Origin of the sequence: Streptomyces sp. NPDC050416, from assembly GCF_044458845.1 — a bacterium.
GTDB lineage: Bacteria > Actinomycetota > Actinomycetes > Streptomycetales > Streptomycetaceae > Streptomyces.
Map to the genome: position 1 here is coordinate 399,035 of NZ_JBITII010000007.1, position 18,821 is coordinate 417,855.

Annotated in this window: 18 protein-coding genes; 11 read left to right on the plus strand and 7 right to left on the minus strand. The window is 70.9% G+C overall.

Annotated features, from left to right (window positions below; genetic code table 11):
* The first annotated feature begins 44 nt into the window (after window positions 1-44).
* Window positions 45-1,397 (plus strand): ABC transporter substrate-binding protein, encoded by a 1,353-nt coding sequence (locus ACIBL4_RS23935; RefSeq protein WP_399413243.1) that lies wholly within the window; start codon window positions 45-47, stop codon window positions 1,395-1,397.
* 94 nt (window positions 1,398-1,491) lie between these two features.
* On the opposite strand, the gene ACIBL4_RS23940 is transcribed toward ACIBL4_RS23935, so the two are convergent.
* Complete coding sequence (locus ACIBL4_RS23940; protein WP_399413245.1) at window positions 1,492-4,290, minus strand: aconitate hydratase; 2,799 nt, start codon at window positions 4,288-4,290, stop codon at window positions 1,492-1,494.
* Window positions 4,291-4,554: 264 nt separating this feature from the next.
* On the opposite strand from ACIBL4_RS23940, the gene ACIBL4_RS23945 reads away from it, so the two are divergent.
* On the plus strand, window positions 4,555-4,755 hold the full coding sequence (locus tag ACIBL4_RS23945) for a DUF4236 domain-containing protein (RefSeq protein WP_086602445.1): 201 nt from the start codon (window positions 4,555-4,557) through the stop codon (window positions 4,753-4,755).
* A gap of 84 nt (window positions 4,756-4,839) precedes the next feature.
* Entirely contained in the window at window positions 4,840-6,369 is a 1,530-nt protein-coding gene (locus ACIBL4_RS23950) for a helix-turn-helix domain-containing protein (protein WP_399413248.1), read from the plus strand.
* Between the two features lie 151 nt (window positions 6,370-6,520).
* Here ACIBL4_RS23950 and ACIBL4_RS23955 read toward each other — a convergent pair whose 3' ends face one another.
* The 5 genes from ACIBL4_RS23955 to ACIBL4_RS23975 all read right to left on the minus strand — a co-directional run bounded on the left by ACIBL4_RS23955 (window position 6,521) and on the right by ACIBL4_RS23975 (window position 10,445).
* Window positions 6,521-6,724 carry a cold-shock protein gene (locus tag ACIBL4_RS23955; protein ID WP_399413250.1) on the minus strand — a complete coding sequence of 68 codons (204 nt, stop codon included), beginning with the start codon at window positions 6,722-6,724 and terminating at the stop codon, window positions 6,521-6,523.
* A 283-nt stretch (window positions 6,725-7,007) separates the two neighbouring features.
* A complete protein-coding gene (locus ACIBL4_RS23960) occupies window positions 7,008-7,901 on the minus strand; it encodes an alpha/beta hydrolase (protein ID WP_399413252.1) in 894 nt (297 codons plus the stop codon).
* Between the two features lie 245 nt (window positions 7,902-8,146).
* Window positions 8,147-8,623, minus strand: coding sequence for a cupin domain-containing protein (locus ACIBL4_RS23965; RefSeq protein ID WP_399413254.1), 477 nt, complete (start codon window positions 8,621-8,623; stop codon window positions 8,147-8,149).
* 107 nt (window positions 8,624-8,730) lie between these two features.
* Window positions 8,731-9,576 (minus strand): oxidoreductase, encoded by an 846-nt coding sequence (locus ACIBL4_RS23970; protein ID WP_399413256.1) that lies wholly within the window; start codon window positions 9,574-9,576, stop codon window positions 8,731-8,733.
* Window positions 9,573-10,445 carry a helix-turn-helix transcriptional regulator gene (locus ACIBL4_RS23975; protein WP_399413259.1) on the minus strand — a complete coding sequence of 291 codons (873 nt, stop codon included), beginning with the start codon at window positions 10,443-10,445 and terminating at the stop codon, window positions 9,573-9,575. Before ACIBL4_RS23975 ends, ACIBL4_RS23970 begins: the two co-directional genes overlap by 4 nt.
* 128 nt (window positions 10,446-10,573) lie before the next feature.
* Here ACIBL4_RS23975 and ACIBL4_RS23980 point away from each other — a divergent pair, with 128 nt between their 5' ends.
* Window positions 10,574-11,350, plus strand: coding sequence for an SDR family oxidoreductase (locus ACIBL4_RS23980; RefSeq protein WP_399413261.1), 777 nt, complete (start codon window positions 10,574-10,576; stop codon window positions 11,348-11,350).
* Window positions 11,351-11,414: 64 nt separating this feature from the next.
* Window positions 11,415-11,945, plus strand: coding sequence for a DUF488 family protein (locus ACIBL4_RS23985; RefSeq protein WP_399413263.1), 531 nt, complete (start codon window positions 11,415-11,417; stop codon window positions 11,943-11,945).
* A 33-nt stretch (window positions 11,946-11,978) separates the two neighbouring features.
* On the opposite strand, the gene ACIBL4_RS23990 is transcribed toward ACIBL4_RS23985, so the two are convergent.
* Complete coding sequence (locus ACIBL4_RS23990) at window positions 11,979-12,611, minus strand: hypothetical protein (protein ID WP_399413265.1); 633 nt, start codon at window positions 12,609-12,611, stop codon at window positions 11,979-11,981.
* Window positions 12,612-13,093: 482 nt separating this feature from the next.
* Between ACIBL4_RS23990 and ACIBL4_RS23995 the strand changes: the two genes are divergently transcribed.
* The 6 genes from ACIBL4_RS23995 (at window position 13,094) to ACIBL4_RS24020 (ending at window position 18,744) form a co-directional block, all read left to right on the plus strand.
* Window positions 13,094-14,560 (plus strand): Y4yA family PLP-dependent enzyme, encoded by a 1,467-nt coding sequence (locus ACIBL4_RS23995; protein WP_399413267.1) that lies wholly within the window; start codon window positions 13,094-13,096, stop codon window positions 14,558-14,560.
* On the plus strand, window positions 14,557-15,876 hold the full coding sequence (locus tag ACIBL4_RS24000; RefSeq protein WP_399413268.1) for a pyridoxal-phosphate dependent enzyme: 1,320 nt from the start codon (window positions 14,557-14,559) through the stop codon (window positions 15,874-15,876). Before ACIBL4_RS23995 ends, ACIBL4_RS24000 begins: the two co-directional genes overlap by 4 nt.
* Before the next feature lie 5 nt (window positions 15,877-15,881).
* Entirely contained in the window at window positions 15,882-17,078 is a 1,197-nt protein-coding gene (locus ACIBL4_RS24005) for an aminotransferase class V-fold PLP-dependent enzyme (protein WP_399413270.1), read from the plus strand.
* 89 nt (window positions 17,079-17,167) lie between these two features.
* Entirely contained in the window at window positions 17,168-17,932 is a 765-nt protein-coding gene (locus tag ACIBL4_RS24010; protein ID WP_399413272.1) for a class I SAM-dependent methyltransferase, read from the plus strand.
* 150 nt (window positions 17,933-18,082) lie between these two features.
* Window positions 18,083-18,382 (plus strand): hypothetical protein, encoded by a 300-nt coding sequence (locus tag ACIBL4_RS24015; RefSeq protein WP_399413274.1) that lies wholly within the window; start codon window positions 18,083-18,085, stop codon window positions 18,380-18,382.
* A 50-nt stretch (window positions 18,383-18,432) separates the two neighbouring features.
* A complete protein-coding gene (locus tag ACIBL4_RS24020; protein WP_399413277.1) occupies window positions 18,433-18,744 on the plus strand; it encodes an ArsR/SmtB family transcription factor in 312 nt (103 codons plus the stop codon).
* The last annotated feature ends 77 nt before the right edge of the window (window positions 18,745-18,821 follow it).

Sequence of the window (18,821 nt, forward strand, 5' to 3'; positions counted from 1 at the left end):
GAAATGCCTACGAAACGGCAAAGATGGGTAAGGGCCGGAGTGTCATGAAACGCAGCCGCCTCGCCCGGGCGGCCGTGGCCGCCACGGCTGTCGCAGGCCTGGTCCTCGCCGGATGCGGTGACACGGACGCGCCCGGCGACGAGCAGGCCGACATCAGCGTGCTCGCGATGGACGCGTCCCAGATGCAGACCCTGAAGAAGCTCACCAAGAGGCACTTCACCACGCAGACGGGCATCACGGTCGACTACACCCTCCTGCCGGAGAACGAGGCGCGGGACCGGATGAACCGCGAGTTCGCGACCCAGGCCGGCACCTACGACGTGGCGAGCGTGAGCGCGTACGAGGTGCCGATCTACGCGGACAACGGCTGGCTCGCCCCGCTGGACTCCTATGTCAAGGCGGACGAGGACTTCGACCAGGAGGACGTCTTCCCCAACCTGGTGGCCTCACTGACCGGCGAGGACGGCAAGCTCTACGCCGAGCCGTTCTACGGCGAGGGTTCCTTCCTGATGTACCGCAAGGACCTCTTCCGCAAGGACGGCCTGACCATGCCGCCGAACCCGACCTGGCAGCAGGTCGCCGACCTCGCCGCCCAGGTCGACGGCACCGACGGCGCGAGCGGCATCTGCCTGCGCGGCCTGCCCGGCTGGGGCCAGAACCTCGCCCCCCTCAACACGGTCGTCAACACCTTCGGCGGCGCCTGGTACGACACGGACTGGAACGCGCGCCTGACCTCACCCGAGTTCAGGAGGGCCGTCGGGTTCTACGTCGGCCTGCTCCGCTCCCACGGTCAGCCCGGCGCCCACCGGATGGGCGTGCTGGAGATCCTCGACAGGTTCGTCCAGGGCAAGTGCGCCATGATGTACGACGCCACGTCGCTGGCCTCGTCGATCGAGGCCGACGGTTCCGCGGTCAAGGGCAAGGTCGGCTACGTCCCGGCCCCGCACGACCGGACCGAGAAGGCCGGCTGGCTGTGGACCTGGGCGTGGGGCATCCAGCAGGCGGCCGGGAACAAGGACGCCGCCTGGGAGTTCATCTCCTGGGCCTCCTCCAAGGAGTACCAGGAGCTGGTCGGGCGGGAGGTGGGCTGGACCGCGGCGCCCGCCGGGAACCGCAAGTCGCTCTACTCCAACCCCCAGTACCAGCAGGCGGCCGACGCCTGGTACCGGCAGGAGTACACGGCGGCGACCGACTCCGCCGACCCGAAGAACCCCGGCGTCGGCCCCCGCCCCTACAGCGGTATCGGCTTCCTCGGCATCCCCGAGTTCGCCGTGCTCGGTACGGCGGTCTCCGAGCAGATCGCCGCGGCCATCGCCGGGCAGCAGTCGGTGGACAAGGCCCTGGAGAAGTCGCAGGACCTCGCCCACGCGGCGGCGGCGAAGTACCGGGGCGAGTGACCCGGTGCCAGGACCCGCACCAAGGCGAGGGCCGCGCCCCCGGTCACCCGGGGACGCGGCCCTCGTACTTCGCTGAACTGCCTTACAGGTCCGCTTACTTGCGGATCAGGCTGCGCAGCACGTACTGCATGATGCCGCCGTTGCGGTAGTAGTCCGCCTCACCGGGGGTGTCGATGCGGACGACCGCGTCGAACTCGACGCCGGTGTCGGTGGTGACCTTCACCGTGCGGGGGGTGGTGCCCTCGTTGAGCTCGGTGACGCCGGAGATGGAGAAGGCCTCCTCACCGGTCAGGCCGAGGGACTCGGCGGACTGGCCCTCCGGGAACTGCAGCGGAAGGACGCCCATGCCGATGAGGTTCGAGCGGTGGATGCGCTCGTACGACTCGGCGATGACGGCCTTGACGCCCAGGAGCGCGGTGCCCTTGGCGGCCCAGTCGCGGGACGAGCCGGAGCCGTACTCCTTGCCGGCCAGGACGACCAGCGGGATGCCGGCGGCCTGGTAGTTCTGCGAGGCGTCGTAGATGAAGGAGACCGGGCCGCCCTCCTGCGTGAAGTCACGCGTGTAGCCGCCCTCGGTGCCCGGCGCGATCTGGTTGCGCAGGCGGATGTTGGCGAACGTGCCGCGGATCATGACCTCGTGGTTGCCCCGGCGCGAGCCGTAGCTGTTGAAGTCGCGGCGCTCGACGCCGTGCTCCGTGAGGTACTTGCCGGCCGGGGTGTCGGCCTTGATGGCACCGGCCGGGGAGATGTGGTCGGTGGTGACCGAGTCGCCCAGCTTGGCCAGCACGCGGGCGCCGGAGATGTCGGAGACCGGGGTGGTCTCCATCGTCATGCCCTCGAAGTACGGGGGCTTGCGCACGTAAGTGGACTGCGGGTCCCACTCGAAGGTGTTGCCGGTCGGGATCGGCAGCGCCTGCCACTGGGCGTCGCCCGCGAAGACGTCCGAGTAGGACTTGGAGAACATGTCCTCGCCGATGGCGTTGGCGACGACCTCGTTCACCTCGGCCTCGGAGGGCCAGATGTCCTTCAGGAAGACGGGGTTGCCGTCCTGGTCGGTGCCCAGGGCGTCACGGGTGATGTCCACCTTCATGGAACCGGCGAGCGCGTAGGCCACGACCAGCGGCGGGGACGCCAGGTAGTTCATCTTGACGTCGGGGTTGATCCGGCCCTCGAAGTTCCGGTTGCCGGAGAGGACCGAGGTGACCGCGAGGTCGTGGTCGTTGACGGCCTTGGAGACCTCCTCCGGCAGCGGGCCGGAGTTGCCGATGCAGGTGGTGCAGCCGTAGCCGACGAGGTTGAAGCCGACCTTGTCGAGGTACGGGGTCAGGCCCGCCTTCTCGAAGTAGTCGGTGACGACCTTGGAGCCCGGGGCGAGGGTGGTCTTGACCCACGGCTTGCGGGTCAGGCCCTTCTCCACGGCCTTCTTGGCCACCAGCGCGGCGGCGACCATGACGTACGGGTTGGAGGTGTTGGTGCAGGAGGTGATGGCCGCGACCGTCACCGCGCCGTGGTCCAGCTCGTACTTCGTACCGTCGGGGGCGGTGACGGTGACCGGGTTCGACGGGACGGCGGCACCGGTGCCGTCGGCGTGCTGCGGGGCGCCGGCGCCGTTCTCCTGGCTGCCGTAGGCCGGGGCGTCGGACGCCGGGAAGGACTCGGCGCTCGCCTCGTCGACCGGGGAGGCCGAGGCGGCGGCCTGCTGGGCGACGGGCGCGTCGACGTAGTTGAGGACGTCCTTCGCGAACTGCTGGGCGGCCTCGGCGAGGACGATGCGGTCCTGCGGGCGCTTCGGGCCGGCGATGGAGGGCACGACCGTCGACAGGTCGAGCTCCAGCTTCTCGGAGAAGTCGGGCTCGGCGGCCGGGTCCAGCCAGAGGCCCTGCTCCTTGGCGTACGCCTCGACGAGGGCGAGCTGCTGCTCGGAACGGCCGGTGAGCTTGAGGTACTTGATCGTCTCGTCGTCAATCGGGAAGATCGCGGCGGTCGAGCCGAACTCCGGCGACATGTTGCCGATGGTGGCACGGTTGGCCAGGGAGGTGGCGGCGACGCCCTCGCCGTAGAACTCGACGAACTTGCCGACCACGCCGTGCTTGCGCAGCATCTCGGTGATGGTCAGCACGAGGTCGGTGGCGGTGGTGCCGGGCGTGAGCTCACCGGTGAGTTTGAAGCCGACGACGCGCGGGATGAGCATGGAGACCGGCTGGCCGAGCATGGCGGCCTCGGCCTCGATGCCGCCGACGCCCCAGCCGAGGACACCCAGGCCGTTGACCATGGTGGTGTGCGAGTCGGTGCCGACGAGGGTGTCGGGGTACGCCTGGCCGTTACGCACCATGACCGTGCGCGCCAGGTGCTCGATGTTCACCTGGTGGACGATGCCGGTGCCGGGCGGGACGACCTTGAAGTCGTCGAAGGCGGTCTGGCCCCAGCGCAGGAACTGGTAGCGCTCCTTGTTGCGGCCGTACTCCAGCTCGACGTTCTGCGCGAAGGCCTCGTTGGTGCCGAACTTGTCGGCGATGACGGAGTGGTCGATGACCAGCTCGGCCGGGGAGAGGGGGTTGACCTTCGCCGGGTCGCCGCCCAGCTCCTTCACGGCCTCACGCATGGTCGCGAGGTCCACGACACAGGGCACGCCGGTGAAGTCCTGCATGATCACGCGGGCCGGCGTGAACTGGATCTCCTGGCTGGGCTGGGCCTGCGAGTCCCATCCGCCGAGGGCACGGATGTGGTCGGCGGTGATGTTCGCGCCGTCCTCGGTGCGGAGCAGGTTCTCCAGCAGGACCTTGAGGCTGTACGGAAGGCGGGCCGAGCCCTCCACCTTGTCCAGCCGGAAGATCTCGTACGACTCGTCGCCCACCTGCAGCGTGCTGCGGGCGTCGAAGCTGTTCGCCGACACGACAGTCTCCTTCATTGATGTGCGCGTACCACCACGATCCTGCCGCCACGGCATCTCGGCCGATCCGCTAAGGTAAGGCTAAGTTAGGCACGCCTTACCGGGGCTGGCGGCTGCGGTGCTCCCCGGCAGATATCTCGATGTCGAGATAACTCTAGTACACCGGGGCCGGTAGGTCATGCCCCGGCGTCCGCCATGCGGTCATGCCGACCCCTCTCCGGGGTATCCGAACCAGGAGTCCACACCGCAAACGGAGGGGAGACAGGCATGCCGCTCACGTTCCGCAAGAGTTTCCGGATCCTTCCGGGGGTGCGCCTGAACATCAACAAGCGCTCCTGGTCCATCACGACCGGCGGCGGAAAGAACGGCCCGCGTTACACCCGCAGCAGTACGGGACGTCGTACGACATCCATGGATTTGCCCGGACCTTTCGGGTGGCGACGCACGCGCACGAGTCGCCGACCCTGAAGCCACCAGGGAGGATTGACCTCCCGTCACCCGAATGGGCCCCCCAGCCGGGTGCCATCTCATATCTGAGATAACCTCAACCGCATGGCAGACGATTACCTCGTACGCATCGGCAAGCTCATCCGTGACGCCCGGCAGCACCGGGGCTGGACCCAGTCGCAGCTGGCGGATGCGCTCGGAACCAGCCAGAGCGCCGTGAACCGGATCGAGCGCGGCAACCAGAACATCAGCCTTGAGATGATCGCGCGCATCGGGGAGGCTCTCGACAGCGAGATCGTGTCGCTCGGCTACGCCGGTCCGATGCACCTGCGGGTCGTCGGCGGGCGCCGTCTCTCCGGCGCCATCGACGTCAAGACGAGCAAGAACGCGTGCGTCGCACTGCTGTGCGCCTCACTGCTCAACCAGGGGCGCACGGTGCTGCGCCGCGTCGCCCGCATCGAGGAGGTGTACCGCCTCCTGGAGGTGCTGGGCTCGATCGGCGTCCGCACGCGGTGGATCAACGACGGTGTCGACCTGGAGATCGTGCCGTCCGCCGAGCTGGACCTGGCGGCCATCGACGCGGACGCGGCCCGCCGCACCCGCTCCATCATCATGTTCCTCGGTCCGCTGCTGCACCGCATGGACCACTTCAAGCTGCCCTACGCCGGCGGCTGCGACCTCGGTACGCGCACGGTCGAGCCGCACATGATCGCGCTGCGCCGGTTCGGTCTCGACATCGCCGCCACCGAGGGCCAGTACCACGCGATGGTCGACCGCTCGGTGCGTCCCGACCGCCCCATCGTGCTGACCGAGCGCGGCGACACGGTGACCGAGAACGCGCTGCTCGCCGCCGCCCGGCACGACGGCACGACCGTCATCCGCAACGCCTCCTCCAACTACATGGTCCAGGACCTGTGCTTCTTCCTGGAGGCCCTCGGCGTCAAGGTCGACGGCATCGGCACCACCACGCTCACCGTGCACGGCGTGCCGACCATCGACGTCGACGTGGACTACTCCCCCTCCGAGGACCCGGTCGAGGCGATGAGCCTGGTGGCCGCGGCCGTGGTGACGGAGTCGGAGCTGACGGTGCGCCGCGTGCCCATCGAGTTCCTGGAGATCGAGCTCGCGGTCCTGGAGGAGATGGGCCTCGACCACGACCGCACGCCCGAGTACTTCGCCGACAACGGCCGCACCCGGCTGGTGGACCTCACCGTCCGGCCCTCCAAGCTGGAGGCGCCGATCGACAAGATCCACCCCATGCCGTTCCCCGGCCTGAACATCGACAACGTCCCGTTCTTCGCGGCCATCGCGGCGGTCGCCCAGGGCAAGACCCTCATCCACGACTGGGTCTACGACAACCGCGCGATCTACCTGACGGACCTGAACCGCCTGGGCGGCCGGCTGCAGTTGCTCGACCCCCACCGCGTCCTGGTGGAGGGCCCGACCCGCTGGCGCGCCGCCGAGATGATGTGCCCGCCGGCCCTGCGCCCCGCGGTGGTCGTCCTGCTGGCGATGATGGCGGCGGAGGGCACGTCGGTGCTGCGCAACGTGTATGTCATCAACCGGGGTTACGAGGACCTGGCGGAGCGGCTGAACTCGATCGGGGCGCAGATCGAGATCTTCCGGGACATCTGAACGGCGGGCCGCCAGGCGAAAACCGTGTCGATGACCGCGCAGCCGCGCGCACCGGCACGGGGCAGGAAGTGCGCGTGCTTCCGGAGCGTGAATCCGGGGTCGAAAAGGCCCGGCCCCCGAAGGGAAGCCGGGCCTTGTCGAGGCTGCCTGATCAGGCGGGGCGGATGTTCTCCGCCTGCGGGCCCTTCTGGCCCTGGGTGACGTCGAACTCCACCTTCTGGCCTTCCTGCAGCTCACGGTAGCCCGTGCTGGCGATGTTGGAGTAGTGGGCGAAGACGTCGGGGCCGCCGCCCTCCTGCTCGATGAAGCCGAAGCCCTTCTCGCTGTTGAACCACTTGACTGTGCCCTTGGCCATGACTGTCTCCTTCGAGGGAAAACCGTGCTCGCACCTTGCGTGCCCGGGAGGTGATCGCCCTGGTCCGGAGAGGCGCTGAACAGCAAGAACGCCCGTGATGCGATCACGGGCGAACGGGACTTCGGAACCACGACTGCTGAGTCACCACGCTATACCGGCCTGGCGGCAGCCGCCAGCGATAACGCGTCAGACACTTCGCCTACGGCACGGGAGAACCTTCACGCTGCTCCCTGCCGTTGGGCGACCTCCTGCTCCGTGATGCGCCTGCCTCGATCGGCTGACATCAGAGACTGAGTGCGGTGCGCAAGGTGGTGGCCATCATGTCGATGGCGGCTTTCCCCTCCGGTACCGGACCGGTGTGGGTGAAGTAGTGATCGACTCCCTCGAAGACACGGTGGACGACCGGAACGCCGGCGGCCTCCAGAGCCTTGGCGTAGGCGTCGCCCTCGTCGCGGAGGCGGTCGTTCTCGGCGGTGATGACCAGGGCGGGAGGGAGTCCGGCGAGGTCGTCGGCCAGTGCGGGTGAGACAAGGGGATCGGCACGGTGGGCGGGGTCGGGGACGTAGGCGGCCGTGAAGACCCGCATGAGCTGGGGGCTGAGCAGCGGCTTGGCGATGAGTGACTGCTTGGTGGCCGGGTCGGCGACCTGATCGAGCGGTGCGGAGTCGATGATCTGGAGCCGGGGCGTGAAGGTTCCGCGGTCCCGGGCCATGCGGCAGACCGCGGCCGTCAGGTTGGCCCCGGCGCTGTGTCCGCCCACGGCAAGGCGTGAGCCGTCCCAGCCGCCTGCGGGACCGTTGCCGGCGACCCACGCGGTGACGTCGTACGCCTGGGTGACGGGCACCGGAAACTGCCGCTGCGGGGCGACGGCGTAGTCCACGTTGATCACGACACAGCCGACCGTGGCGGCTATGTAGCGGCAGATGTGGTCGTCCTGTTCCGGGCGGCCGACCACGAAACCGCCGCCGTGGAAGTTGACGTACACGGGGGCAGGGGTCTTCGTGTCGGCCGGCGGGCGGTACACCGTGCAGGGCACCGGGCCGGCGCCGGTCTCCACCCGGAGGGCTTCGGTGCGCTTCGGGATGTCCGTGAAGCGCAGGTCCTTGTGGACCCGCGCCATCATCCGACCGAGCAGCAGCTGGATCCCTCTGGCCTGGATTCTGGGACTCAATGGCATGTCCCGGCCGCCTTTCGCTACAACTTTAAAATAACAGGATTCCTGATAATGGCCGCTCACCCTTCTTCGCGCAATAGGCAGCGCGGCAGCCGTGTGCCGACGCCCGGCGCGGCGGACCGGGCGTCGGCACGCCACCATCGGGGCGCCCCTGGTCATTCGCGCGGGTCAGCCACCTGCGACCACCCATTGCGGCGGGTCACCGTGTTCGCTGGTCTCCGCCGGGACATCTGAGCGGCGGAGGCGGGTCACGATGAACGCGGCCGCGCCGGCGGGGCGTCCAGGAGTGTCACCCCGTACCGGGCCAGCATCTCGGCGTGATCCGTGTCATGACGTGCGTCGGCGGGGCCGATCGACCGGAAGTAGCCTTCGATGGCCCCGGGGTTGTTGATGACCAGCATGTCCGCCGTCGTGGTGAGCGGCTGGAAGGTGTGAGGGACCGACCGGGGGCCGAAGACGTAGGCGCCCGGCTCGGCGTCATGGACGTCGCACGCGTCGAGTGAGGCCGAGCCGACCCAGAACCGGACGCGGCCGGACAGGACGACCCAGCTCTCGTCCTCGCGGCTGTGGGTGTGCAGGGGCGGCGCGTCCGCCTGGCGCATGGTCAGTCGCAGAACGCTGACCACTCCGTTCGTCTCGGAGTTCGACACGACCTGCTCCTGGACGCTGCCGTAGTAGCGGTAGAGGGTGCCGTCGCCCGGGTTGCGCACGAGGGCGATGCTCATACGGGTCCTCCTCCGATTTTGTTAATGATTCAATCATCACCCGAGTGGAGGGGCCTCGCCAGAGGCTGGGGCCGGGTTGGCTTGTTCGAGTGCCTGGACTCAGCCGTTCAGGCGGCCGGGTAGTCGGCGCCGACGGTGACGTCCCGCCAGGTGTCGAAGCCGGCCCGGAGCGTGTCCAGCCGCGCGGTGGCGATGTCGTACGCGGCCTTGCCCAGCAGCAGACGCAACGGGGGCTCGGGGGACTCGACGGCGTCGATGACGGCCGCGGCCGCCCGCAGCGGATCGCCCGGCTGGTGGCCGTACGTGGCCAGGGTGGCGGCACGGCGCGCGCCGGCGGTCGCCGCGTAGTCCTCGATCTCGGTGGCCGACTGGCGCATGGAGGGGCCGGACCAGTCGGTGCGGAACGCGGCGGGCTCGACGATCGTCACCCCGATGCCGAGCGGGGCGACTTCGGCGGCGAGCGACTCGGACAGTCCCTCCACCGCGAACTTGGTGGCGTGGTAGTAACCGGTGGCGCCGAAGGCCGCCAGGCCGCCGAGGGAGGAGATGTTCACGATGTGACCGGCCCGGCGGGCGCGCATGCCCGGCAGGACGGCCCGGGTGGTCTCGACGAGCCCGAAGACGTTGGTGTCGAACAGGGCCCGGATCTCCGCGTCCTCCCCTTCCTCGACGGCGGCGAGATAGCCGTAGCCGGCGTTGTTCACCAGGACGTCGATCCGCCCGAACCGTGCTTCCGCCCGTTCGACGGCTTCGGCGACCTGAGCGGGATCCGTGACGTCGAGGGGCAGGGCGAGGGCCCGGTCGCCGTGGTCGGCGGCCAGGTCGGCGACGGCGCGCGGATCGCGGGCGGTGACCGCCGCCCGGTGGCCGCGTTCGAGGAGGGTGGTGGCGAGGGCGCGGCCGAGGCCGGTGGAGCAGCCGGTGATGAGCCAGACGGGTGTGCTGTCGTTCATGTGCGAAAGTCCTTGGTTGATTCAGCAGTGGTTTCGGTGGGGTGCTGCTCGGCCGCGCCGAGGCTGCCCAGCAGGGTGAGCGCCTGTTCGGACGGGCTGCCCGGGGCGGCCTGGTAGACGACGAGTTGCTGGCCGGGGGCGCTGTTGACGGTGAGCGACTCGTAGTCCAGCGTCAGTTCACCGACCTGCGGGTGCCGGAAGCGCTTGGTCTCACGGGTCTTCTGGCGGATGTCGTGGCGGGCCCAGAGCCGGCGGAACTCCTCGCTCTTCAACGACAGTTCGCCGACGGTCGCGATGAGCAGCGGGTCGTCCTGGCCGGTCCCGGCGGCGGCCCGCAGCCCGGCCACCGTGTTGACCGCCACGCGGTCCCAGTCCGGGTAGAACTCCCGCGCGTCCGGGTCGAGGAAGACCAGCCGCAGCAGGTCCCCGCTGTGGGTGTGACCGGCGAACAGCCCACGCCCCAGGTCGTTGTGGGCCAGCACGGTCAGGCAGCGGCCCAGGACCACCGCCGGAGTGCTGTGCCAGCCCTCCATCATGCGCAGCAGGACCGGGCTCACCAGCTCGGGCCGCGTACGGCCACGCGGGCGGGCGGTGACGGGGCGTGCCAGCCGGTGCAGGTGGTCGACCGCGTCGTCCTCCAGGCGCAGGGCCCGGGCCAGCGCGTCGACCACCTGCGCCGAGGGGTGCCGTTCCCGGCCCTGTTCCAGGCGGACGTAGTAGTCGGTGCTCACCCCCGCCAGCATCGCGACCTCTTCACGGCGCAGGCCCGCCACCCGGCGCCGGCTCCCGGTCGGCAGCCCCGACTCCTCGGGGGTGACCAGGGCACGCCGGGCACTGAGGAACCGGCCGAGGCGGTTGTCGCTGTTCATGCCGTCCACCGTAGGTCCGGCCGCGGGACGGTGGGAGCCCGCAAGGTGGCCGCGCCACTCCTACGATCCGCTCTCCTCGGGACGGTGCGGCCTGGTCACGGGTGCACGGCGGACGCACGGTGGACGGCATGACACACACCTCCCCTTCCCTCCCCCTCACCGGCCGGGTCGCGGTCGTCACCGGCGCCTCCAGCGGGATCGGTGCCGCGACGGCGCGCCGCCTGGCGGACGGCGGTGCGAGCGTCGCGCTGCTGGGCCGCCGCGAGGACCGCCTCAAGGCTCTGGCCGCGGAACTGCGCCGCGACGCTCCCGGAACCGTCCTGCCGGTCGCCGTCGATCTCACCGACGCCGGGGCCGTGCCGGAGGCCGCCCGCGCCGTCACCGGGGCGCTCGGCGCCGTCGACCTGGTCGTCGCGAACGCCGGCGTCATGCTCGGCGCACCCTTCGAACGCGGCCGGGCCGACGAGTGGGACCGCATGATCGACGTCAATCTGCGGGGCCTGCTGCACACCTCCCGCGCCTTCACCGGCGACCTCCTCGCCGCGGGCGCCCGCGGCGGACCGGCGGACCTGGTCCACGTCGGCTCCGTGGCCGGGCACGCCCTCTTTCCCGACTGGTCCGTCTACTGCGCCACCAAGGCGGCCGTCGCCCATCTCACCCGCAACCTGCGGGCCGAACTCGGACCGCGCGGTGTCCGCGTGAAGAACATCGAGCCCGGCGTGACCGGCACCGAACTCGGGGCGGACATGCAGGACCTCGGGATGCGCGAGGCCCTGTCCCGCCTGCGCACCGGCGTGGAGCCGTTGGCCGCCGAGGACATCGCCGAGGCCATCGCCTTCGCGGTGTCGGCACCGCCGCACGTCAATGTCGCGGAGATGGTCGTGGTACCGGTGCGGCAGGGGTGATCCGCGCCCCGGTCATCGACCGGGTGTCAGGTGTAGGACCGCCAGAACGGGAAAGTCCGGCGCTGTGGACGTGCCTCTGCTGACCTTCGGGCACAGCACGGCCGACCGGGACCGGATCGCCGAGTTGCTGGGCCACGCCGGTGTCACGGCCGTCGTGGACGTGCGGACCGCTCCCGGCAGCCGCCGCGACCCCGATCTGTCGCGGCGGCGGCTCGCCGAGTGGCTGCCGGGCCACGGCATCGCCTACCGGTGGGAACCCGCTCTCGGCGGGTTCCGCACCCCTCCCGTGGACAGCCCGGACACCGTCTGGCGCAACGCCTCCTTCCGCGGCTACGCCGCCCACACCCGCACGCCCGAGTTCGTCACCGCGATGGACCGGGTGCTGCGCGAGGCCGCGCACGTCCGCACCGCCGTGATGTGCAGCGAGGCGGTCTGGTGGCGCTGCCACCGCCGGCTGATCGCCGACTTCGCGGTGCTCGCGCGGGGCGTACCGGCTCACCACCTCATGCACGACGGGCGTCTCAGCGCCCACGCGCCGACGCCCGGCGCACGGCTGCGCGACGACGGGCTTCTCGTGTACGACGGGCGCGACTGAGCCCGTCGGTTTCTGCCGGTACTGCCAGTGCTGTCAGTACAGCTTGTTGACCGCCGTGACGGTGGTGGCCTTGAAGTCGGACACCTGGGCGTGCTGGAAGTTGCCCATCTGGCCCCAGCGGACGACCGTCACGGTCGTGCCGTCGCGGCCGACCGAGAACAGGCCGATGTCGGAGGAACCCCACGCCGAGGCGGTGTGGATGCCGTAGACATGGGCACCCTCCTCGACGTTCAGCCGGCCGTAGTTCCTCTGCGTCGCCGTGATGTCGGGGTCCTGCTCCATCAGCTTCTTCGCGCAGCCGGCGAGGTCCTTGCGCAGCAGCGCCGCGAAGTCCTTGGCCCGCTGTTCACTGCGCTCCACGACCGTGATCTGCTGGGCGTTGGTGTCGTACTCGGTCCAGTACGAGCGGTGGGAGGCGATGGACGGCAGGGCGTCGCCCACGCAGGCCGGCAGCGGGTCCGGCTGGCCGGCGGTGACGGGACCGGCGTACCAGGGCGAGGTCTGGTGCGGCGGCAGTTCGGCCGGCTCCAGGAACCGGGGTGTGCCGGAAGCCGGTGCGGTGGCGGCAGCGGCCGGGACGGCGAGTGCGGCGACACCGGCGGCGGCCGCCAGCGCGGCCACGGTGGTACGGATGCCTCGAGTACGGACGTTCATGCTTTCCCCCATGGTCTTCGTGTGATCGCGCGGGCTTCAGCCCTTGCACCCACTACGACCCGTCACCCCCCGCATACGTTGCCCCGTACACCCGCTACGGGTTCGTTCCGAATGTCACCGGCCCGTCACGGGGCGTCAGGGAGCGGCGCGCACCCGCCCGCCACGGCCGGACCGGCCTCTGCGTCCTGAGGGGACGCTCATTGGAGGCCGCATCCCGCTCCGCGTCGCGGCGGAGGGCCGCCGCCTCGGCCGCACGGCCCCGCCGCACCGGCCCGGCCTGCGAAGTCCCGGCCCGGACGGCGGATGCCTCGGCCCCGCGCCCGGCGCGCGCCGCCCGGCCGGGCCGTGATCCGCTTCACACCGGCGCGGGGACAGGCCCGGGCCGTACAGGGCGTAAAGCGACCGAAGAATGGATATGGGCTATACGGCGAAACGCGGGGAGTGTCGGACGTGCCCGGATGCCGGGCGCAGCCGCTACAGGGGAGGGAGCGCGCATGGACGGCCGGCCCTTGTATCTCGAACCCCGACTGGAAGCGCGGCTCGGGTCGCTCCTGGCGGCGACGGGGACACTGCACTCGCTCACCGACGCGCTCGGCTCGCCCCTGCACGTCGTGGTGCCGGACCAGATCGCCGAGAACCTGGAGCGGTTCCGGTCCGTGTACCGGGCACACCGCTTGTCGGGCCAGATCTACTACGCCCACAAGGCGAACCGGTCCAGCGCGCTGCTGCGCCGGCTCGCCGCCACGGACGCGGGCGTGGACGTCGCGTCGCTGGGCGAGTTGCAGCACGCGCTGGGGGCCGGTTTCACGCCCGACCGGATCATGGCCACGGGTCCGAAGAACCCCGAGTTCCTGTGGCTCGCGGCCCGTACGGGCGTGACGGTCGGCGTCGACGGCGTCGACGAACTGGAGCAGCTCGCCGCACTGGTGCGGGGGCACGCGCTCGCCCCGGTGCGGGTGCTGCTGCGGCTGTCGGGCTTCGAGACGTCGGGGGTGAAGGTGCTGAGCCGGCGCAGCCGGTTCGGTACGCCCGTACGGGAGTTGGATCCCCTGCTGAAAGCGGTCGAGCGGCACGGCGACGCGGTCGAGCCGACGGGGGTGTCCTACCACCTGGACACCACGAGCGTCGCGGAGAAGGCGACCGCCCTCGAAGGGTCCCTGGCAGCCCTGGAGGCGTGCCGGAGCCGGGGGTTGCGGCCCCGGGCCGTGGACGTCGGGGGCGGGTTCGGCGTCAGCTACCTGGCCGAGCGGGAGCAGTGGGAGGCGTACACGAGCGCGCTCACGGCCGCCGTCCTGGGCCGCCGCCCGCCGCTGACCTGGGGCGGGCACGGCTACGGGCTGCGAGGCGAGTCCGGCACCCTGCGCGGCGCGCTCGGCCTCTACCCCGCCCACCGGTCCGTCGCCGGCGCGGCCTACCTCGACGAACTGCTCGCCCAGCCCGCCGCCTCGCTGGGCGGCCGCCCGCTGGCCTCCCTGCTGCTGGAGCACCTGTACGACCTGCACAGCGAGCCCGGCCGGGCGCTGCTGGACCAGTGCGGGCTGACGCTGGCGAGGGTGCTGGAGGTCCGCTCCCAGGAGGCGGACGGCGCACTGCTCGTCCGGCTGGCCGCGAAGGCGGACGACATCGCCCTGGAGGACCACGGAGTGCTGATGGACCCGGTCGTCGTCCCCAGAAGCGGAGCCGGGCCGGGCGGGGGGCCCGTCGCCGTGCACCTCTTCGGCGGCCTGTGCCTGGAGACCGATCTGATCACGCGGCGCACGGTGTTCCTGCCGCGCCGCCCGGCCCCCGGCGACCTGCTGGCCTTCGCCAACACCGCCGGTTACGCCATGGACTTCCACGCCACCCGCGCCCAGCACCAGCCCGCCTCCCGCAAGGTCGCCGCCTGGCAGGACGGCGACGCCTGGCGCTGGTGCCTGGACGAGCAGTTCTGGCCGATCACGCCCTCGGGGGGAGCTCAGTGAGGTACGACAGCATCACCGATGCGATAGGCAATACCCCGCTGGTACGGATCGACCCGGCCGTGCACGGCCTGCGCAACATCGACCTGTTCGCGAAGCTGGAGATGCTCAACCCCTTCGGCTCGGTCAAGGACCGGGCGGCCTGGAACATGGCGCGTCCGCTGCTGGCCGAGGCGGTCGAACAGGGCAGCCAGGTCGTGGAGTTGTCCAGCGGCAACACGGCGAAGGCACTGGCGGTCCTGGCGGGCATGCACGGCCTCGGCTTCAAGAGCGTCACCAACCGGATGCGGGTGCCGGAGATCAAGGACCTCCTGCTGCTGCTCGGCGCTCAGATCGAGGAGCTGCCGGGACAGAGCGAGTGCCTGGACCCGACCGCGACGGACGATCCGCTGACCCTCTTCCACCGCACGCTGTCCGCCTCCGGCAGCGCCCACCTCCACACGGACCAGTACTTCAACCCGCGCAACACCGAGGCGCACCTCACCGGCACCGGCCCGGAGATCGTCAAGGACCTGGACGGCCGGGTACCGGACTGGTTCGTCGCCTGTGTGGGCACGGCCGGTTCCTCCACGGGCGTGGCCCGCGCCCTGCGGGAGGAGGATCCCTCGGTGCGGGTGGTCGGGCTGGTCGCGGCCAAGTCCGACTTCATCCCCGGGATCCGCACCATCGACGAGGTGCAGGAGGTCGGCCTGTTCGACCCGGAGACGTACGACACGATGGAGTCGGTCAGCTCCGACGAGGCGATCGAGGGGATGCTCACCCTGAACCGCCGCTGCGGCATCCTGGGCGGGCCCACCGGGGGTGCCGCCTACCACGGGGCCGTCCGTCATCTGCGCGCGGTCGACGAGGAGTTGACCGAGCGCCGGACGGCGGTGTTCATCGTCTGCGACCGCGTGGAGAGCTATCTGAGCTACGTCCGGCAGCGGCGGCCCGACCTGCTGGGCCGGCCGCCCCGGAAGAACTCGCCGGCCGATCTCACCGAGGCGGAGGTCGGCGGGGCGCCGTCGGTCACGGTGGCCGAGGCCCGGCGGTGGCTCGACTCCGAGGGGCCGCTCGTGGTCGACCTGCGCAGCCCCTACGCGTACGCGGCGCTGCACATCGACGGCTCGGTCAACATCGTCGACGAGCTGTTCGCCGAACTCCTCCAGGGCGGACTGCCGTTCAGCCGGAGCCGGCCGGTGCTGCTGGCGTGCCCGGTGGGCGAGCAGTCCGCCCGGTACGCGGCGCTGCTGACCCGGATGGGCCATCCCGACGTGCGCAGCCTGGCCGGCGGCATCATCGCCTGGCGGGACGCGGGCGCGCCCCTGGTGCGGGACTGACCGCCATGACCGCACCCGCGATCCGTGATGATCTGCGCCCGTGGCAGCAGGCGCTGCGCGCCCAGTTCCCCATCGTCACCGCGCACCCGGAGCTGGCGTACCTGGACAGCGCGGCGACGGCGCAGAAGCCGCAGGCCGTGCTGGACGCCGTGCAGAGGTACCTCACCACCAGCAACGCCAACGCGGCACGCGGCACCTACACATGGGCCAACCGGACGACCGAGCTGGTCGAGCGCACCCGCGAGCGCGTCGCCCGGTTCCTCGGGGACCGGCAACCGGAGCGCTCCGCCGTCCACTTCACGAGCGGCACGAGCGAGGGGCTGCGCACGATCGCCCGCGACTGGCTGCCGGGGTTCCTGCGCGACGGCGACGAGATCGTCGTACCGGACGCCGACCACCAAGCCAACATCGCGCCCTGGCGGGAGGCCCAGCGGCTGCTCGCCCGCGAGGGCACGCACATCCGGGTGGTGCCGATGCCGTACCAGAGCGGCTCCGGGGACTACGACCACCGCGCGCTGGCCGAACGGGCCGGGCCGCGCACGCGGTTCGTCGCCACGACCCATGTGCACCATGTCTACGGCGGCGACATGAACGTGCAGCGCATCCGCCGGGCGGTCGGCCCGGACGCGGTGATCTGTCTGGACGCGGCGCAGAGTGTCGGGCATCTGCCGGTGTCCGTGGCGGAGTTGGACGTCGACTTCGTCGTCTTCTCCGGGCACAAGGCGCTGGCCCTGCCCGGGTCCGGGGCGGTGTGGGCCCGGCAGGAGCGCGGCCCGGCGTTCACGCCCGGCGGGTGGAGCGGCACCCCGAACACGGTCGGTATCGCCTCGCTCGAAGCGGCCCTGGACTGGCTGGACGCCGCCGGTCCGGAGCGCGTCGAGGAGTGGACGGTCGCCCTGGCGGCCCGGCTCACCGAGGGGCTGCGCCGGCTGGACGCCTACGAGGTCCTCGGCTGCCCGCTGAGCCTGGCCGCCGACTCGACCGTGCAGCGGCGCCAGGGCATCGTCACCCTGCGGCACCGCGCCATCGACTCGGGCGATCTGGGGTTCATCCTCTTCAGCCACGGTTTCATGGTCCGTTCGGACCACCACTGCCAGGGCGACGCGGGCGAGAAGACCGGTTCGGTGCGGGTGAGTCTGCATGTGTACAACACCGTTGAGGAGATCGACCGGCTGCTGTCCGTCCTTGCTTCACTCGAATGACTCCCCAACTAGGCGTAATGGGAACCGTTTCCACCTGTAGGCTCGGACCGGCAAGGATCAGGTGCGAGACGGCAAGGTGGCGCGACCGGATGGGGCTGAGTCTGGCGACGGCGGAGCGATGGGTGGAGCGCTGGGAGCTCCAGCAGCGGCGGTACGCGGTCGACCGCGAGGAGCGGTTCACGGTGATCGCCGATGTCGTCGAGCACGTGACCTCCGGGCAGGACTCCCGGCCCCTCGTCGTCGACCTGGGCTGCGGGCCCGGCTCCCTGGCTGCCCGGCTGGTCCGGCGGCTGCCGGACGCGGAGATCGTCGCCGTGGACCGGGATCCCGTACTGCTGGAGCTGGGCCGGACCCACCACCCGGACGCGGCCCGCTACGTCGACGCCGAGATCGGCGCACCCGGCTGGACCTGGGCCCTGGACCTGGACCGGCCCCTGGACGCGGCCGTCTCCACGACGGCCCTGCACTACCTCGACCGTGACACCCTGCTGCGCGTCTACCGGCAGCTCGCCGCGCTGCTGCGGCCCGGCGGTGTTCTGGTCAACGGCGACCATCTCCCCCAGGACGACACGGGCCCGGCCGGGATCGCCGCCCATGTCGGGCGGTGCCGGGCGGACCGGCAGCGGGTGTTCGCGCACGAGGACTGGGGCTCCTGGTGGGCCGCCGTCGCCGACGACCCCGAGCTGACGGACCTGCTCGCCGAGCGCCGCCGCCGCGAGGCGCCCGCGGGCACCGGCCGCCCTGCCGAACTGCCCCTCTCCGCCCATCTGGAGCTGTTGCGGGAGGCGGGGTTCAACACGGCGGGCCCGGTCTGGCAGTACGGCGACAGCTGCGTGATCGTCGCGGTTCGCTGACCCGGGCGTCACCACTGCGCCACCCTCGGCTCGCGGGCGGCGCCGGCCGCCCGGACAATACATGCAGGAATCGCTATATGTTAATGTCGCCATGACAGCCCCGGCCGGAGCGCCATGGGCAGCACGAGCACACGCGAGGAGCCACCCCCCATGACCACCGCCGAACACCTCACCCACGACAACCACGCGCACGCCCACGGTGACGACTGCGGTCACGTCGCCTTCCCGCACGGCGACCACACGGACTACGCCCACGACGGCCACATCCACCGGATGCACGAGGGCCATGTCGACGAGTGCCTGAACGGCGGCCACGCGGTGCACCAGAACCACGACCACCAGCACGGTGACAACTGCGGCCACATGGCCGTGCGGCACGACGACCACACCGACTACGTGCACGACGGTCACCGGCACGCCGCCCACGAGGGACACTGGGACGACCACTGAGGCACCTGCCCGGCATACTGGAAATCGTTGTCATATGCTAATGTGTGCATATGACAACGACGCCCCCTCCTCCGACGGACGAGCCGGACCAGACCCTGCAGGTGGCGAGCGAGCTGCTGCGCGCGCTGGCCTCGCCCGTACGGCTGGGGATCGTGCGCGAACTGTCCGGCGGCGGCAAGTACGTCCATGAGCTGGTGACCGCGCTGGGCGTGAGCCAGCCGCTGGTCTCCCAGCATCTGCGGGTGCTGCGCACGTCCCGGATCGTCAGCGCCCGGCGTCAGGCCCGCGAGACGCGGTACACCCTCACCGACGACCATGTGGCGCACATCGTGCTGGACGCCATCCGGCACGCGCAGGAGTAGCGAGCTGACGAAGACCGGACCGCTGGAGTTCCGGCAGCGGTAGGTGCCGGTGAGCAGGAGCTTCGGTGGCGAGTCCG

Coding starts and splice junctions, on each gene's coding strand:
- ACIBL4_RS23960 (WP_399413252.1), bottom strand. CDS start 7,901: ATGCCATTGAGTCCCAGAATCCAGGCCAGAGGGATCCAGCTGCTGCTC.
- ACIBL4_RS23935 (WP_399413243.1), top strand. CDS start 45: ATGAAACGCAGCCGCCTCGCCCGGGCGGCCGTGGCCGCCACGGCTGTC.
- ACIBL4_RS24010 (WP_399413272.1), top strand. CDS start 17,168: ATGGGGCTGAGTCTGGCGACGGCGGAGCGATGGGTGGAGCGCTGGGAG.
- ACIBL4_RS23955 (WP_399413250.1), bottom strand. CDS start 6,724: ATGGCCAAGGGCACAGTCAAGTGGTTCAACAGCGAGAAGGGCTTCGGC.
- ACIBL4_RS23980 (WP_399413261.1), top strand. CDS start 10,574: ATGACACACACCTCCCCTTCCCTCCCCCTCACCGGCCGGGTCGCGGTC.
- ACIBL4_RS23990 (WP_399413265.1), bottom strand. CDS start 12,611: ATGGGGGAAAGCATGAACGTCCGTACTCGAGGCATCCGTACCACCGTG.
- ACIBL4_RS23965 (WP_399413254.1), bottom strand. CDS start 8,623: ATGAGCATCGCCCTCGTGCGCAACCCGGGCGACGGCACCCTCTACCGC.
- ACIBL4_RS24020 (WP_399413277.1), top strand. CDS start 18,433: ATGACAACGACGCCCCCTCCTCCGACGGACGAGCCGGACCAGACCCTG.
- ACIBL4_RS23970 (WP_399413256.1), bottom strand. CDS start 9,576: ATGAACGACAGCACACCCGTCTGGCTCATCACCGGCTGCTCCACCGGC.
- ACIBL4_RS24015 (WP_399413274.1), top strand. CDS start 18,083: ATGACCACCGCCGAACACCTCACCCACGACAACCACGCGCACGCCCAC.
- ACIBL4_RS23945 (WP_086602445.1), top strand. CDS start 4,555: ATGCCGCTCACGTTCCGCAAGAGTTTCCGGATCCTTCCGGGGGTGCGC.
- ACIBL4_RS23950 (WP_399413248.1), top strand. CDS start 4,840: ATGGCAGACGATTACCTCGTACGCATCGGCAAGCTCATCCGTGACGCC.
- ACIBL4_RS23995 (WP_399413267.1), top strand. CDS start 13,094: ATGGACGGCCGGCCCTTGTATCTCGAACCCCGACTGGAAGCGCGGCTC.
- ACIBL4_RS23975 (WP_399413259.1), bottom strand. CDS start 10,445: ATGAACAGCGACAACCGCCTCGGCCGGTTCCTCAGTGCCCGGCGTGCC.
- ACIBL4_RS24005 (WP_399413270.1), top strand. CDS start 15,882: ATGACCGCACCCGCGATCCGTGATGATCTGCGCCCGTGGCAGCAGGCG.